This window comes from Pectobacterium wasabiae CFBP 3304 (assembly GCF_001742185.1).
GTDB lineage: Bacteria > Pseudomonadota > Gammaproteobacteria > Enterobacterales > Enterobacteriaceae > Pectobacterium > Pectobacterium wasabiae.
Genome location: NZ_CP015750.1, coordinates 4,766,696 through 4,781,234 on the forward strand (window position 1 = coordinate 4,766,696; position 14,539 = coordinate 4,781,234).

The window sequence follows — 14,539 nt, forward strand, 5'->3', positions numbered from 1 at the left end:
ACGCTTAGCTTACATTGATGAGAATAACTCTCATTAACATATATGTCTTTATAAGACGCCGTGAGGTAACGCTATGCTGGGCTTTTTCCGACGAACCTTATCTCTCCATGGAGCACGGTCACGCCATGCCAGCCAACAGCCGCCGCAGGCGGCCTCGCCGACAGAAACCGCTGCGCATGCTCACTGTAGCGAAAGTGAATATTGTTTCTTTAACCACGCCGCCATGTTGCCCTTCGATCAGCTTGACGAATGTTGTTGCGGCAACGATCGGCAAAAGAAAACGTCATCTTCATACGATTCATGACGTTTTCACGTTTTGCTGACGGTTAAAACTTGATGCTTTGACCACGCGTCAGCCAGGCACCGACAAACTCGGGCACCACGGTACTCGCGGGGCCGTAGATTTTTTCATCAAACTGGCTTTCTACCTGGCTAGGCTCCAGATTCAGCTCCAGCGTATAGGCGCCGTGTGAGTGGGCTTCATGGACAAAACCGGCAGCGGGATAGACATGCCCCGACGTGCCAATCGCAATAAAGTAATCAGCCTGCGACAGTGCATGGTAAATTTTGTCCATGTGCAGCGGCATTTCACCAAACCACACCACATGCGGGCGTAACGGCGCGGGAAATTGACAGCAGTGGCAACGTTCACCGACAGCGAGGTCGTCCGTCCACTCAAAAATCTGCCCACTTTGGCTACAGCGTATTTTCAGTAGCTCACCGTGCATATGGATGACGCGCCGGCTGCCGGCACGTTCATGCAGGTTATCGATGTTCTGTGTGATCAGTTGGAAGTTGTCTTCCAACATCGCTTCCAGATTAGCCAACGCCAGATGCGCGGCATTAGGTACAATTTCCGGCTGCTGTAGCTGACGACGACGGGCGTTATAAAATTCCTGCACCAGTTCGGGATTACGCTGAAAGCCTTCAGGCGTCGCGACATCCTCGACTCGATGTTCTTCCCACAGGCCATCGGCGGCACGAAAGGTACGAATGCCAGACTCTGCCGAAATACCTGCGCCCGTCAGTACCACAACACGCGGTTTTTTCACTTCGCTTGCTGCCAGATAATCACGATGGAAAATACGCGCCCGAAGACGCTGTTGCCGCATACGCTTTCCCTTGTGAAAACGCCCTAATCGTTGACGCGTATACATACTTTCTCCAGCTAGTTATCCATTATGTGTAGCAATGCCGCGCCACGTACACCACCCGCATCGCCATGACGCGCTTTTTCTATACGTGGCAGCTTCGCAATCGGTAAAAGTCGCGCAGGAAGACGCGTCGGCAAAATCTGATAAATTTCGTCAAAATTCGACAAACCACCGCCCAATACCAACAAATGCGGATCGAACAGGGTCAGCAGATTGCCCAGACAGGCCGCCAGCAAATCCATAAAGCGGTCGACAAATTCCCGCGCTTTTTCCTCTCCGCCACGATAGTGCCGGATGATAGTGACAGCGGGTAGGGTTTCACCATACAGATGTTCGTATAGCCATTCAAAACCGCGACCGGAAATATAATTCTCGATACAGCCTGATTGCCCACAGCCGCACTTCACGCGCGGAATATCCGCGCCGATGATATCCAATGCGTCGGACGGCAAGCGGAGATGGCCGAACTCACCCGCGATGCCGTTGCGCCCGTCCACCGGACGCCCGTTAATCACCAGCCCGCCGCCCAACCCGGTGCCCAAAATCACCCCTAACACGACAGGATAGGAACGGAACTCCGCGTCCCAGGCTTCAGACAGCACAAAACAGTTGGCATCGTTGCTGATACGAACGTCGCGCTGCAAGCGCTCTGACAAGTCAATGCGCAGCGGTTTTCCCATCGTCGCAGGCAGGTTGGCGGTGAATAGCGCCCCGCTTTCATTCTGGATGCCCGGCACGCCGATACCCACGCTTCCCTGCATACCAACCTGTGCGTCAGCCTCATGCACCAGATCGACCAGCGTAGTGAGCAAATCATCATAATTATTGCGCGGGGTCGGTACCCGCTTTTGCCACACCTTATTCAGCTCAGCGTCGAACACGCCCAGCTCAACTTTCGTGCCGCCCATGTCAAAACCGTAGTACATGACTGCTCCTTAGGGTGTGATCGCAGTGCCACACGATAGGGAATATCCCCGTCATATCTCAAGCCGCATGTGCGTTGGCTTGGCTTACTGTCCGCTCAACACGCGGGCTGGGTCAATCCGACTAGCGCGCCGTGCCGGATACCAACTGGCAATCAGGCTCAGCACTAGCGATGTACCCAATACGATAAACACATCCATCAGATGTAATTCCGACGGCAGGAAATCAATAAAGTAGATGTCACCAGACAGCAGCTTATGACCGATGAGGGCTTCAATACCACGAATAATCGGCGTCAGTTGCAAGGTGGCGATCACGCCGACCACCGCCCCTATCACACTGCCCAACAACCCGGCCAATAGCCCGTACCAAATAAAGATAGCCCGAATCAGCCCATCTGACGCACCCAGCGTGCGCAAGACAGCAATATCGCTACTTTTATCTTTCACCGCCATCACCAGCGTTGAAACAATATTAAAACAGGCCACGCCGATCACTAGGATCATCGCCAGATACATGATGGTTCTCACCATCTGAATGTCCCGATACATATAACCATAGGTGCCAATCCAACTGCGAATATAGACATAGGCATTCGTGACTTTGCCCGCATCGCGCACCAGTTTATTGGCGGAGAACACATCGTTGGCTTTGATGGCGATCCCCGTCACGCTCTGCCCCATGTCCAGATACTGCTGGGCATCCGCAAGCGGAATCAGCGCTAAACCGTGATCGAGCTGGCCGCTCAGTTGTAAAATACCGCTTATGTGCAGCCGGATGCGTTTAGGCTGCATCAACTTCATTTCTGGGTCACTGTTCGGGATCATCACCGTGACCCAATCGCCCTGCGCCACATTCAGCGTTTTCGCCACACCTTGACCGATAATGACCTGCTGTTCACCGGGGCGAAACCGCTGCCAGGCATCATTAAGCACATAGTTGGGTAACGCGCTGAGGCGTGTTTCCTGCTGCGGATCGACACCTTTTACCTGAATCGCCTGAAGCTTAGCGCCATTCTCCAACAACCCGGTGAAATTGATATAAGGCGCAGCGGCGGCAACGCCAGGCACCTGCTCGATTTTAGGCAGGATGTCCTGCCAGCCATCAAAAGGCTGATTAACCGGCTCGATCTCACCATGCGGCACCACCGCAAGAATGCGGTTATTCAGTTCGCGCTCAAACCCATTCATCGCGCTCAGGCCAAGAATCAGCACCGCCACACCGAGGGCGATACCCAACGTTGAAATAACCGAAATCAGCGAAACCATGCCACCGCGCCGACGGCCACGGCTAAATCGCAGGCCAATCAGCAACGAGAGCGGAGGAAAGGTCATTGCCGTGCTCCCATCAAGGTCAGTTCCTGCTGCAGTTGACCGTCACGCATTTCCAGTTGACGGTTCAGTCGGCCAGCCAGTTGCAGGTCATGCGTCACCACCAGAAAAGCGGTGCCTTGACGAACGTTCAGTTCTCCCAGCAGTTCAAAAATAGTATCTGCCGTGCGCTGATCGAGGTTACCGGTCGGTTCATCCGCCAGCACCAGCGACGGGCTGTTGACCAATGCTCTGGCAATCGCGACACGCTGCCGCTCACCGCCAGACAGTTCGGACGAACGGTGGTGGCTACGCGCTTCCAGCCCGACGGCCGCCAACATTTCGCGTGCTTTATCCTGTGCCTGTGAAGTCGGCACTTTGCCAATCAGCAGCGGCATTGCCACGTTTTCCAGCGCGGTGAAATCCGGCAGCAGGTGATGGAATTGATAAATAAAGCCCAGTTCGCGATTACGCAAATCTGCTTTTGCCGCCGCCGAAAGCGTGCTCAACGGTTGGCCTTTGAAGATAACCTCGCCTGACGTTGGCGTATCTAATCCGCCCAGCACATGCAGCAACGTACTTTTCCCCGAGCCAGAGCTTCCGACTATCGCCATCATCTCGCCGCTGCTCATCTCAAAAGAGACATCGCGCAGCACGTCGGTAGACAGCTTGCCGTCCTGATAACGCTTGGACAGATTAGTACACTGCAATAATGATAAATCACTCATAACGTAAAGCCTCAGCGGGTTGAACGGTGGCAGCGCGCCATGATGGGTAAAGTGTCGATAAGAGGGCAATCACCATCGCGGAAATAGCGATCGTCACCACCTGCATGGGATCAATATCCACTGGCAACGCGGCACCATCCAGTAATACGCCCAGTACGGGCATCAGCGTATTCAGTTGGCTGGCCAGTAGCGCTCCCAGCAATGCTCCTAACAACGCGCCAACCACGCCAGCGCTTCCCCCCTGCACCATAAATACCGCCATCACCTGACGTTGAGTCAGCCCCTGCGTTTGCAGAATGGCGACCTCTCCCTGTTTTTCCATCACCAGCAAACCCAGTGAGGTAATAATATTGAACGCGGCCACGGCTACGATCAGGCTGAGCAGCAGCCCCATCATGTTTTTCTCCATGCGCACGGCCTGAAACAACTCACCTTTGCGCTCGCGCCAATCTTTCCAGACCGTGCCTTCCGGCAGCGTTTGCGTACTCAGCGTATCGACTGATAGCGGCTTTTCCAGCCACAAACGCCAACCGGTAATCTGGTTCGCCGGATAACGCATCAGCCGTGAGGCATCCTGCTGGTTCACCAATAGCTGATAGCTATCCACCTCGCTGTTGGCGGCAAAGGTTCCTGCAACGGTGAAGATACGCTGGCTGGGAATACGCCCCATCGGCGTCAGTTGGCTGGCGCTCGTCACCATCATGCGCACCTGATCGCCGGCTTTAACGCCCAGTTGATCGGCCAGTTTCTCACCCAAAATGGCTTGATACTGACCGGGTTGAAGCTGCTGCTGTTTGACGTTGACCAGATAGCGCGATAGCGGCTCTTTTTCGTCAGGGTCAATCCCTAGCATCACGCCGACCGCGACGCTGCGGGCGCTTTGCAGCACCACATCGCCCGTGGTCAACGGCGCGATACGCGTCACGCCATCCAGCGAGTCTAAAGAGGAAGCAGGAATCAACGCGGGGTTCAGCGAACCTTGTGGCGTAGAGATCACAGCTTGGGGCATCACGCCAAGAATATTGCCTTCCAGTTCGCGCTCGAAGCCATTCATGACGGAAAGCACGGTGACCAGCGCCATCACGCCCAGCGTGATGCCAATAGCGGATAACCAAGAGACAAACCGCCCGAAGCGGTCTGATGCACGCCCGCGCATGTAGCGCAGACCGATAAATAAAGCGACAGGTTGATACATGAAATCCGTCTGGATAAGGTTGCCAAAGCAAAGTGATCAAGGATAATAAAGGGTAGTACTGCTTTATGGAACCCTAACACCCTCACTCTACGGCTTTTTCTTGGCCGGATGCAGAGAGGCGAGACCCGATAATCAGATGATGCCTGAAAATTACCGTTATTCGTTGCCACCCAAAGCGGGCGAGCAACGCCTGTTGGGCGAGTTAACCGGCGCTGCCTGCGCCGTTGAATGTGCAGAAATCGTTGAACGCCACGCCGGTCTGGTGGTGCTTATCGCTCCCGATATGCAAAACGCCCTGCGATTGCGTGATGAAATTCAGCAATTTACCGACCAGCACGTCACCACGCTGCCTGACTGGGAAACGCTGCCCTACGATAGCTTTTCTCCGCATCAGGAAATTATTTCAACTCGCCTTTCCACGCTCTATCAATTGCCCAACATGACGCGCGGCGTTCTGATTCTGCCGGTCAACACGCTGATGCAACGCGTTTGTCCACACAGTTTCCTGCACGGTCATGCGCTGGTGTTGAAAAAAGGCCAGCGCCTCGCGCGCGATAAGCTGCGTTCGCAGTTGGAGCAGGCGGGCTACCGTAGTGTCGATCAGGTGATGGAGCACGGCGAATATGCCACGCGCGGTGCGCTGCTGGACCTGTTCCCAATGGGGAGTGAAGAGCCCTATCGTATCGATTTCTTCGACGATGAGATCGACAGTCTGCGCCTGTTCGATGTGGATACACAGCGAACGCTAAATGAAGTGCCGCACATTAATCTGCTGCCTGCGCATGAGTTCCCAACCGACAAAACGGCAATCGAGCTTTTCCGCAGCCAGTGGCGCGAACAGTTCGAGGTACGACGCGATGCCGAGCACATTTATCAACAGGTCAGCAAAGGCGTCTGGCCCGCTGGGATCGAATACTGGCAGCCGCTATTCTTCAGTGAGCCGCTGCCGTCGCTATTCAGCTACTTCCCGAACAACACGCTGATCGTCAACACGGGCAATATTGAACAGAGCGCTGAGCGCTTCTGGCAGGATATTCAGCAGCGCTTTGAAAGCCGCCGTGTCGATCCCATGCGCCCGCTGCTGCCGTCGGATTCCCTCTGGCTGCGCGTCGACGGGTTGTTCACCGAGCTGAAAGCGTGGCCACGCGTACAGTTAAGAACCGATTCGCTGCCGGAAAAAGCCGCCAACGTGAATCTGGCCTATCTGCCGCTGCCGGATCTGGCGGTTCAACACCAGCAGAAATCGCCGCTGGATGCACTGCGCCGTTTTATCGAACAGTTCGACGGCCAGATCGTTTTTTCTGTTGAGAGCGAAGGTCGACGTGAAACGCTACAAGAGCTGCTGGCACGCATCAAGCTGAACCCTAAGCTCATCAATACGCTAGAGCAGGCACAGGGACGTGGTACTTATCTGATCATTGGTGCCAGCGAACACGGCTTCATCGACACGCTACGCCAGCGTGCCCTGATCTGCGAAAGCGATCTGTTGGGTGAACGCGTCAGCCGCCGCCGTCAGGATAGTCGCCGCACGATTAATACCGATACGCTGATCCGCAACCTGGCAGAACTCCGGCCTGGGCAGCCGGTCGTTCACCTCGAACACGGCGTTGGCCGCTATGTCGGGCTGACCACGCTGGAAGCGGGCGGCATCAAGGCCGAATACCTGATTTTGACCTATGCGGGTGAAGACAAGCTGTACGTCCCCGTTTCCTCACTGCATTTGATCAGCCGCTATGCTGGCGGTGCCGATGAAAATGCGCCGCTGCACAAACTGGGGGGTGAAGCGTGGTCGCGTGCGCGGCAAAAAGCGGCGGAAAGAGTGCGCGATGTCGCCGCCGAGCTGCTGGATATTTATGCGCAGCGCGCAGCAAAGAGCGGCTTTGCCTTTAAGCACGACAAAACGCAGTACCAGCTTTTCTGCGAAAGTTTCCCTTTCGAAACCACGCCCGATCAGGCGCAGGCCATCAACGCCGTACTGAGCGATATGTGCCAGCCGTTGGCGATGGATCGTCTGGTGTGTGGCGATGTCGGCTTTGGTAAAACCGAAGTAGCGATGCGTGCTGCATTTTTGGCGGTTGAAAACCATAAGCAGGTTGCGGTTCTGGTGCCGACGACGCTGTTGGCGCAGCAGCATTTTGACAATTTCCGCGATCGTTTTGCCAACTGGCCGGTGAAGATTGAAATGATCTCCCGCTTCCGCAGTGCGCGCGAGCAAACACAGGTGCTGGAAGAAACGCAGGAAGGTAAAGTCGATATTCTGATCGGCACCCATAAACTGTTGCAGAGTGATGTACGCTGGCGCGATTTAGGGCTGCTGATTGTCGACGAAGAACACCGCTTCGGCGTGCGTCACAAAGAGCGCATCAAAGCGATGCGCGCGGATGTTGATATCCTGACGCTGACCGCTACGCCGATTCCACGAACGCTCAACATGGCAATGAGCGGCATGCGCGATCTGTCGATTATTGCCACGCCTCCCGCCCGTCGTCTGGCGGTGAAAACGTTCGTGCGCGAATATGACAATCTGATGGTACGTGAAGCCATTCTTCGTGAGACGCTGCGCGGTGGGCAGGTGTACTACCTCTATAACGACGTCGAAAATATCGAGAAAGCCACTCAACGGTTGGCGGAACTGGTGCCGGAAGCACGCATTGCTATCGGCCACGGCCAGATGCGTGAACGTGAATTGGAACGGGTGATGAACGACTTCCATCACCAGCGTTTTAACGTGCTGGTATGTACCACCATCATCGAAACCGGGATCGACATACCAAGCGCCAACACCATCATCATTGAGCGCGCCGATCACTTCGGTCTGGCACAGTTGCACCAACTACGCGGTCGCGTGGGGCGTTCTCACCATCAGGCTTATGCCTATCTGTTGACACCGAACCCTAAAGCGATGAGCACCGATGCACAGAAACGTCTGGAAGCGATCGCCTCATTAGAAGACCTCGGTGCCGGTTTTGCGCTGGCAACGCACGATCTGGAAATTCGCGGCGCGGGCGAACTGCTCGGGGACGATCAGAGTGGGCAGATGACCAGCGTCGGTTTCTCACTGTATATGGAACTGTTGGAAAGCGCCGTAGACGCTCTGAAAGCCGGTCGGGAGCCGTCGCTGGAAGATCTGATCAATAGCCAGACCGACGTCGAGCTACGGTTGCCTGCCCTTCTGCCCGACGATTTCATCCCCGACGTCAATACGCGCCTGTCGCTATACAAACGTATTGCCAGTGCGAAAAACACGGTCGAACTGGATGAGCTGAAAGTAGAGCTGATCGATCGCTTCGGTCTCCTTCCCGATGCAAGCCGACATCTGTTGCAGATTGCCGCCCTGCGCCAGCAGGCGCAGGCGCTGGGTATTCGCCGTATTGAAGGAAACGAGAAAGGTGGATTTATCGAATTTGGCGAGCAAAATCGCGTCGATCCGTCTCATCTCATCGGCCTGTTGCAGCGCGACCCAGGCACCTACCGTCTTGATGGCCCAACCCGGCTGAAATTCATGAAGGATTTGAGCGATCGTCCGCAGCGCATCGAGTTTATCGGTTCGCTGCTACAGAACATGGCACAGCATACGCTGGCGGCGTAACTTGCTTTCGACATAAACGGGAACCTTCAGGTTCCCGTCTCATCAGCAAACATGTCTCTTCCACTTCATCCACCTTTACAAGCACCGTCGTAACGCAGTAAAGTCGCCACCCTTTTTATGGTCCGCCATCCTTGGCGGCCTCCTTTCCGGGCCGTCGCGGGTGCGACGTTAAAAATGTCTCCCGGAAATTTTTATGGCATGGACCTCACTATGTTTATCGGTTTTGACTACGGTACAGCCAACTGTTCAGTGGCGGTTATGGATGCAGGGGCACCACGACTCCTGGCGCTGGAAAATGGCTCGCCTTATCTTTCTTCTCTGCTGTGCGCGCCCGTGCGTGAAGCGGTGAGCGAGTGGTTATGGCGACATCATCAGGTCAATGCCGAGGGCGAGAACGCACTGCTGCTGAAGCGCGCCATCAGCTACAACCGCGAAGAAGATATTCGCGTGCAACCCGATAGCGTGAAATTCGGGCGCGAGGCGTTACGTCACTATATGGATGACCCGGAAGAGACGTGGTTCGTCAAATCGCCGAAGTCCTTCCTCGGTGCCGTCGGGTTGAAAGCGCAGCAGATCGCGCTGTTTGAAGATCTGGTCTGCTCCATGATGCTGCATATCCGCACACAGGCAGAAAGCCAGCTTGACCAGCCTATTCATCAGGCCGTCATCGGTCGTCCGATTAACTTTCAAAGTATCGGCGGCGAAGAAGCCAACCAGCAGGCACAAGGAATTTTAGATCGTGCCGCACACCGTGCAGGGTTTAAAGACGTCGTCTTTCAGTTTGAACCCGTGGCTGCCGGGCTGGACTTCGAATCCACACTGACGAAAGAAACGCGCGTGCTCGTCGTGGATATCGGCGGCGGAACCACCGACTGTTCCATGTTGCTGATGGGGCCGAAGTGGCATAAGCAGCACGAACGTTCGCAAAGTCTCTTAGGGCATAGCGGCTGCCGCGTTGGCGGTAACGATCTGGACATCATGCTTGCGTTCAAACAGCTCATGCCGCTGCTTGGCATGAATAGCGAGTCGGAGAAAGGCATCGCTCTGCCGATCATGACCTGGTGGAATGCGGTCGCGATTAACGATATTCCGGCGCAAAAAGAGTTCCATAGCACCGCCAGCCGCGCATTAATTAACGAAATGATCCGCGATGCGCGCCAACCCGAATTAGTAAAAAGGTTGCTGACCGTGTGGCAACAGCGCCTGAGCTACCGTCTGATCCAACTGGCGGAAGAGAGCAAAATTGCGCTTTCCAACCAAGTTGAAACGGCCGCCGATTTGCACTTTATCGAATCCGGTCTGGCAACGCGCATTCATGCCGATGAACTTAACGCCGCGATTGATAATCCGCTCACACGTATTCAGCAACAGGTAACACTGGCGTTAGAAACCAGCCAGACCCGACCAGAAGTGATCTACCTGACCGGCGGTAGCGCAAAATCGCCTTTGCTGCGTCAGGCGATTCAGCAGTTGCTGCCTGATATTCCTATCGCCAGCGGCAATGATTTTGGCTCCGTTACCGCCGGACTGGCGCGCTGGGCAGAGATAATTTTTCGCCGTTAAGTCAAATACGGGACGTAAGCCATGCGTCTCGTATAACTATGATTTTATTAACTGCGGCGGCTTGACCAACAACCCACGCAGCAGCAACTCCAGCGCGGCAACGCCTTGTGCCAGCCGCGCAGAACCATCCTCTCCCTCCGCGATCCAAAACGCCGCTTCGGCCAGACTACCGTAGATTAACGATGCCAGCGCCTGTGGATCGGCTTCAGCCACCGCGCCTTGGCGTATGAGGTTATCGATCAGCCGCTGCATCGACTCCACGCAATGCCGTTGTGAATCCGGCGATGCACCACCCAGTGCAGCCCGCGCATCACGCAGCACGATACGCTGAATTTCCGGTTCCAGCGCCATTTCCAGATAGGCACGGCAGCGACAACAGAAACCTTCCCAGTCATCTTCGGCAGTATCGGAGATCGCTTGCAGTCGCTCATCCATCTCGGCATCGATCTGTTCCACCACGGCCGCCAACAATCCTTTCTTGTCACCGAAGTGATGATAAAGCGCCCCACGGGTCAGGCTCGCCTGCGCAGTGAGATCGTCCATTGAGGTATCGGCATAGCCGCGTTCGCTGAAGACCTTACGAGCAGTCGCCAACAGTGTAGCGCGTGTTTCTTCCATTTCAGCACGGGTACGACGAACCATCGGCACATCCTTACATACACATCGTATGATTATTTACATTCACTCCGTATGAATATATGCTTTTATTCATACGCTCTGTATGTATTGTCGCTGTACCGTGAGGTGGTGGCAAGTGGATTCACTTTGGAGAACAAGATGCTCAATCCTTATCGAGAACTTTTCGCCGCCCCTGGCACCAGAGGTTTTGCGCTGGCTGGCTTGTTGGCGCGAATTCCGCTGCCCATGACAGGTATCGGGATTATCACCATGCTGTCGCAACTGCGCGGCAGCTATGCGCTGGCGGGAGCAGTATCTGCCACTTTTGTACTCACCTACGCCCTGCTGTCACCACAGACCTCCCGTCTGGTAGATCGACATGGGCAAGGTCGCATACTGCCATTGGCAACGATAATCAGCGCGATCGGCATACTGCTTCTGCTTGCCAGTTCCTGGAGGCAGGCACCTGACTGGACCTTATTCATCGGTGCTTTACTGGCAGGTTTCATGCCCAGCATGTCAGCGATGGTGAGGGCTCGCTGGACGGCCATCTATCGCGGGCTGCCTCGCTTGCAAACCGCTTACTCGCTGGAGACGGTACTCGATGAAGCCACCTTTATCACCGGACCTCCGCTAGCTGTCGGGCTGTCCGTCGCGGTGTTTCCTCAGGCAGGCCCGCTGGCAGCAGCGCTATTGCTGATTGTTGGCGTGTTTACACTGGTTACCCAACGCAGCACCGAACCACCGGTAGAAAAACGGGATGTCAGCACGGCTCACTCAGGAGCAGTGATCAAGCAGGCAAACGTGCGCCTGCTGACGCTGCTGATGCTAGCGATGGGCATCATCGTTGGCACCGTGGATATCGTCAGCGTGGCCTTCGCAGAACAGCGTGGCCAACCGGCTGCGGCCAGTCTGATTTTGTCAGCTTATGCGCTCGGTTCTTGTCTGGCTGGCCTGCTGTTCGGTGCCCTCAAGCTACGAACGCCACTGCATCGCCTGCTATTACTCGGCGGTTTGGCAACGGCAGCAACCACGCTACCTCTGCTGCTGGTTGGCAGCATTCCCACACTGGCTGCGGCCGTACTGATCGCCGGACTGTTCTTCGCTCCCACCATGATCGTGGCAATGTCGCTAGTCGAACGTTTGGTGCCTGAACACTGCTTGACTGAAGGTATGACCTGGTTGTTGGCAGGGCTAAATATCGGTGTGGCGCTGGGCGCTGCGGTATCGGGTCACGTCGTGGATGGGGGTGGATCGCGTGCTGGGTTCGCCGTTGCGCTATGCGCTGGCGTTTTGGTGCTACTGGTCGCGATTTGGGGACATCAGCGTTTGCGAGCACATGCTTCCTCCCTTCCCCATGCCGCTTGACGGTCATCCAACCTTTTCCCATGTTAAGGATTGAACCATGAATATATCTTCATCTATCCCGATAGGCGCTATTGCGCAGCGTCACTGGCTGGCCGTCGCCGCGGTCGGTCTTGCGACTTTCTCTGTTGTCACAACGGAAATGCTTCCGGTCGGTCTACTGACCCCTATTGCCGACACGCTACATGCCTCTACCGGAACCGCAGGACTGATGATTTCACTCCCTGCACTGTTAGCCGCATTATTCGCCCCGCTGGTGGTGATCGCATCCGGCGGTATAGATAGACGTAGGATTTTATGCGGCTTGCTGGCACTGCTGGTTGTCGCCAATATCGCCTCGGCACTGGCACCAGATATCGGCTGGATGTTGGGCGCACGCGTGCTTGTCGGCTTCTGTATGGGTGGCATCTGGGCGATTGCCGGAGGTCTGGCTGCACGACTCGTTCCCGAGCCATCTATCGGCCTGGCGACATCGATTATCTTCGGCGGCGTCGCAGCAGCGTCCGTGCTGGGTGTACCGTTCGGTGCCCTGATCGGTGACATCGTAGGATGGCGCTGGGCGTTTGGCTACATGGCAGCGTTTAGCGGGTTGGTACTGATACTTCACCTTGCAGTGATTCCGGCGCTGCCCGTTGCCCGCTCAACCAGCGTGTACCAGTTCGGTGAGCAACTGACCAACCGTAAGCTACAAGTCGGACTAATTCTGACACTGTTGTTGGTAGCCGGACACTTCACGGCCTTTACCTTCGTGCGCCCGCTGCTGCTCTCGTTATCGGGATTTGACACACAGTGGATTAGCGCATTGCTGTTTTCCTATGGTATTGCAGGCATCGTTGGCAATTTTCTGGCAGGTATCATTGCGGCGCAGCGCACGGGGTTAACCTTGACGATGATTGCTTTCGGGCTGCTGTTGACCCCGATATTATTCCTGACCCTCGGGGACTCGCCTGTCGGTGGCGGCGTGGCGCTGCTAGTCTGGGGACTGGCCTATGGCGGTGTATCCGTTGGTTTGATGACATGGATGATGAAGGCTGCACCACACACTGTAGAGGTCGCTTCCGCACTGTATGTTGGCGTTTTCAATATTGGCATCGCGTTTGGATCATGGGTAGGCGGTCAGATCGTAGATAGCTCAGGTCTTATCACGACGCTTTGGCTGGCAGGTGGATTTACTGCTACCGCCTTGCTGTTATCGGTAAATATCAGGTTGGCTGAACAGCGGAAGGTCGTCGAATGAAAAAAACCGCGAGCACCTTCTTCAGGCGGCTCGCGGTTTTTAGAGATGGTGTCAGCGCAAAAACGTAGATGTTGGGGTAAATCAGCTCTGTTGATTCAGAACTAATTGGCCGTTTCTATCCACTGGAATTTGTGTGCCTGGATCGCGATCCATACGGATTTTACCCTGCTGGTCGCCGATTTTATAGGTGACATCATAACCTAAAACTTTTTGTGATTTGTCGTACACCGTCTGACAACGCTGCTGCTGTGTCGTGTACGTATCATTTTCCTGCATGCCGCTTTGTACACGGTTACCCGCGTAGCCACCTGCCAGCGCCCCCGCTACCGTCGCGACATCTTTACCGCGCCCGCCACCGAACTGATGCCCCAGAACACCACCCGCCACGGCACCCAGTACCGATCCGGCAATCTGGTTTTCATCCTGCACCGGACGACGATGAGTCACGTTTACGTTACGACACTCTTGGCGAGGCGTTTTGACCGTTTCTTTAATAGGCGTTGCCGTTAGCACCTGTGCATACTGAGGTTTAGACGAAAAAACGTCCATACTCGCCACCGCAGCCACACCCAATGCCGCAGCCACACCAATACCTACACCCGCTAACATTGATTTGTTCACAGGATACCTCCCAAATCTATTCTCACGCATTCCCCATCTGCAATCCTGCCGTAATCTTGTCTTACGCCAGCTCGCGTTTAACGCGATGAATCCGACGGTTCCTCCTGAATAACAACATTCAGAATTTTCGGCGTGCGTGCTACGCCATCTGTAAACAGTGGAAAGTCTGCACAATGTTTCACATTCTCGCAATAAGACTAACTTACCAAAAGTGTCAGATTCGTAACATACAACC

General features: G+C 55.2%; 11 protein-coding genes. 4 read left to right on the plus strand and 7 right to left on the minus strand.

Features of this window, described 5'->3' with window-relative positions; genetic code table 11:
* Positions 1 to 326: 326 nt before the first annotated feature.
* From cobB to lolC, 5 genes are all read right to left on the minus strand, one after another.
* Positions 327 to 1,157, minus strand: coding sequence for a Sir2 family NAD+-dependent deacetylase (gene cobB / locus A7983_RS21650; protein WP_005970455.1), 831 nt, complete (start codon positions 1,155 to 1,157; stop codon positions 327 to 329).
* 11 nt (positions 1,158 to 1,168) lie between these two features.
* Positions 1,169 to 2,080, minus strand: a complete 912-nt coding sequence (gene nagK, locus A7983_RS21655; RefSeq protein ID WP_005970456.1) for an N-acetylglucosamine kinase — start codon at positions 2,078 to 2,080, stop codon at positions 1,169 to 1,171.
* 84 nt (positions 2,081 to 2,164) lie between these two features.
* The gene (gene lolE, locus A7983_RS21660) at positions 2,165 to 3,412 is read right to left on the minus strand and encodes a lipoprotein-releasing ABC transporter permease subunit LolE (RefSeq protein ID WP_005970458.1); all 1,248 of its coding nucleotides are present in this window, start codon (positions 3,410 to 3,412) and stop codon (positions 2,165 to 2,167) included.
* The gene (lolD, locus tag A7983_RS21665; protein WP_005970460.1) at positions 3,409 to 4,116 is read right to left on the minus strand and encodes a lipoprotein-releasing ABC transporter ATP-binding protein LolD; all 708 of its coding nucleotides are present in this window, start codon (positions 4,114 to 4,116) and stop codon (positions 3,409 to 3,411) included. The genes lolE and lolD overlap by 4 nt, the downstream gene beginning before the upstream one ends.
* A complete protein-coding gene (gene lolC / locus A7983_RS21670) occupies positions 4,109 to 5,311 on the minus strand; it encodes a lipoprotein-releasing ABC transporter permease subunit LolC (protein ID WP_005970462.1) in 1,203 nt (400 codons plus the stop codon). Before lolC ends, lolD begins: the two co-directional genes overlap by 8 nt.
* A 136-nt stretch (positions 5,312 to 5,447) precedes the next feature.
* Between lolC and mfd the strand changes: the two genes are divergently transcribed.
* Both mfd and yegD read left to right on the plus strand, forming a co-directional pair.
* On the plus strand, positions 5,448 to 8,900 hold the full coding sequence (mfd, locus tag A7983_RS21675) for a transcription-repair coupling factor (protein ID WP_005970464.1): 3,453 nt from the start codon (positions 5,448 to 5,450) through the stop codon (positions 8,898 to 8,900).
* A gap of 210 nt (positions 8,901 to 9,110) precedes the next feature.
* Positions 9,111 to 10,463 carry a molecular chaperone gene (gene yegD, locus A7983_RS21680; protein ID WP_005970466.1) on the plus strand — a complete coding sequence of 451 codons (1,353 nt, stop codon included), beginning with the start codon at positions 9,111 to 9,113 and terminating at the stop codon, positions 10,461 to 10,463.
* Positions 10,464 to 10,499: 36 nt separating this feature from the next.
* Here yegD and A7983_RS21685 read toward each other — a convergent pair whose 3' ends face one another.
* Complete coding sequence (locus A7983_RS21685; protein ID WP_005970468.1) at positions 10,500 to 11,105, minus strand: TetR/AcrR family transcriptional regulator; 606 nt, start codon at positions 11,103 to 11,105, stop codon at positions 10,500 to 10,502.
* Positions 11,106 to 11,240: 135 nt separating this feature from the next.
* Between A7983_RS21685 and A7983_RS21690 the strand changes: the two genes are divergently transcribed.
* Complete coding sequence (locus tag A7983_RS21690) at positions 11,241 to 12,449, plus strand: MFS transporter (RefSeq protein WP_005970470.1); 1,209 nt, start codon at positions 11,241 to 11,243, stop codon at positions 12,447 to 12,449.
* A 37-nt stretch (positions 12,450 to 12,486) separates the two neighbouring features.
* Positions 12,487 to 13,683, plus strand: coding sequence for an MFS transporter (locus A7983_RS21695; protein WP_005970472.1), 1,197 nt, complete (start codon positions 12,487 to 12,489; stop codon positions 13,681 to 13,683).
* 81 nt (positions 13,684 to 13,764) lie between these two features.
* On the opposite strand, the gene A7983_RS21700 is transcribed toward A7983_RS21695, so the two are convergent.
* Positions 13,765 to 14,304 carry a glycine zipper 2TM domain-containing protein gene (locus A7983_RS21700; protein ID WP_005970476.1) on the minus strand — a complete coding sequence of 180 codons (540 nt, stop codon included), beginning with the start codon at positions 14,302 to 14,304 and terminating at the stop codon, positions 13,765 to 13,767.
* Positions 14,305 to 14,539: the final 235 nt, after the last annotated feature.

Coding starts and splice junctions, on each gene's coding strand:
- cobB (WP_005970455.1), bottom strand. CDS start 1,157: ATGTATACGCGTCAACGATTAGGGCGTTTTCACAAGGGAAAGCGTATG.
- nagK (WP_005970456.1), bottom strand. CDS start 2,080: ATGTACTACGGTTTTGACATGGGCGGCACGAAAGTTGAGCTGGGCGTG.
- lolE (WP_005970458.1), bottom strand. CDS start 3,412: ATGACCTTTCCTCCGCTCTCGTTGCTGATTGGCCTGCGATTTAGCCGT.
- lolD (WP_005970460.1), bottom strand. CDS start 4,116: ATGAGTGATTTATCATTATTGCAGTGTACTAATCTGTCCAAGCGTTAT.
- lolC (WP_005970462.1), bottom strand. CDS start 5,311: ATGTATCAACCTGTCGCTTTATTTATCGGTCTGCGCTACATGCGCGGG.
- mfd (WP_005970464.1), top strand. CDS start 5,448: ATGATGCCTGAAAATTACCGTTATTCGTTGCCACCCAAAGCGGGCGAG.
- yegD (WP_005970466.1), top strand. CDS start 9,111: ATGTTTATCGGTTTTGACTACGGTACAGCCAACTGTTCAGTGGCGGTT.
- A7983_RS21685 (WP_005970468.1), bottom strand. CDS start 11,105: ATGGTTCGTCGTACCCGTGCTGAAATGGAAGAAACACGCGCTACACTG.
- A7983_RS21690 (WP_005970470.1), top strand. CDS start 11,241: ATGCTCAATCCTTATCGAGAACTTTTCGCCGCCCCTGGCACCAGAGGT.
- A7983_RS21695 (WP_005970472.1), top strand. CDS start 12,487: ATGAATATATCTTCATCTATCCCGATAGGCGCTATTGCGCAGCGTCAC.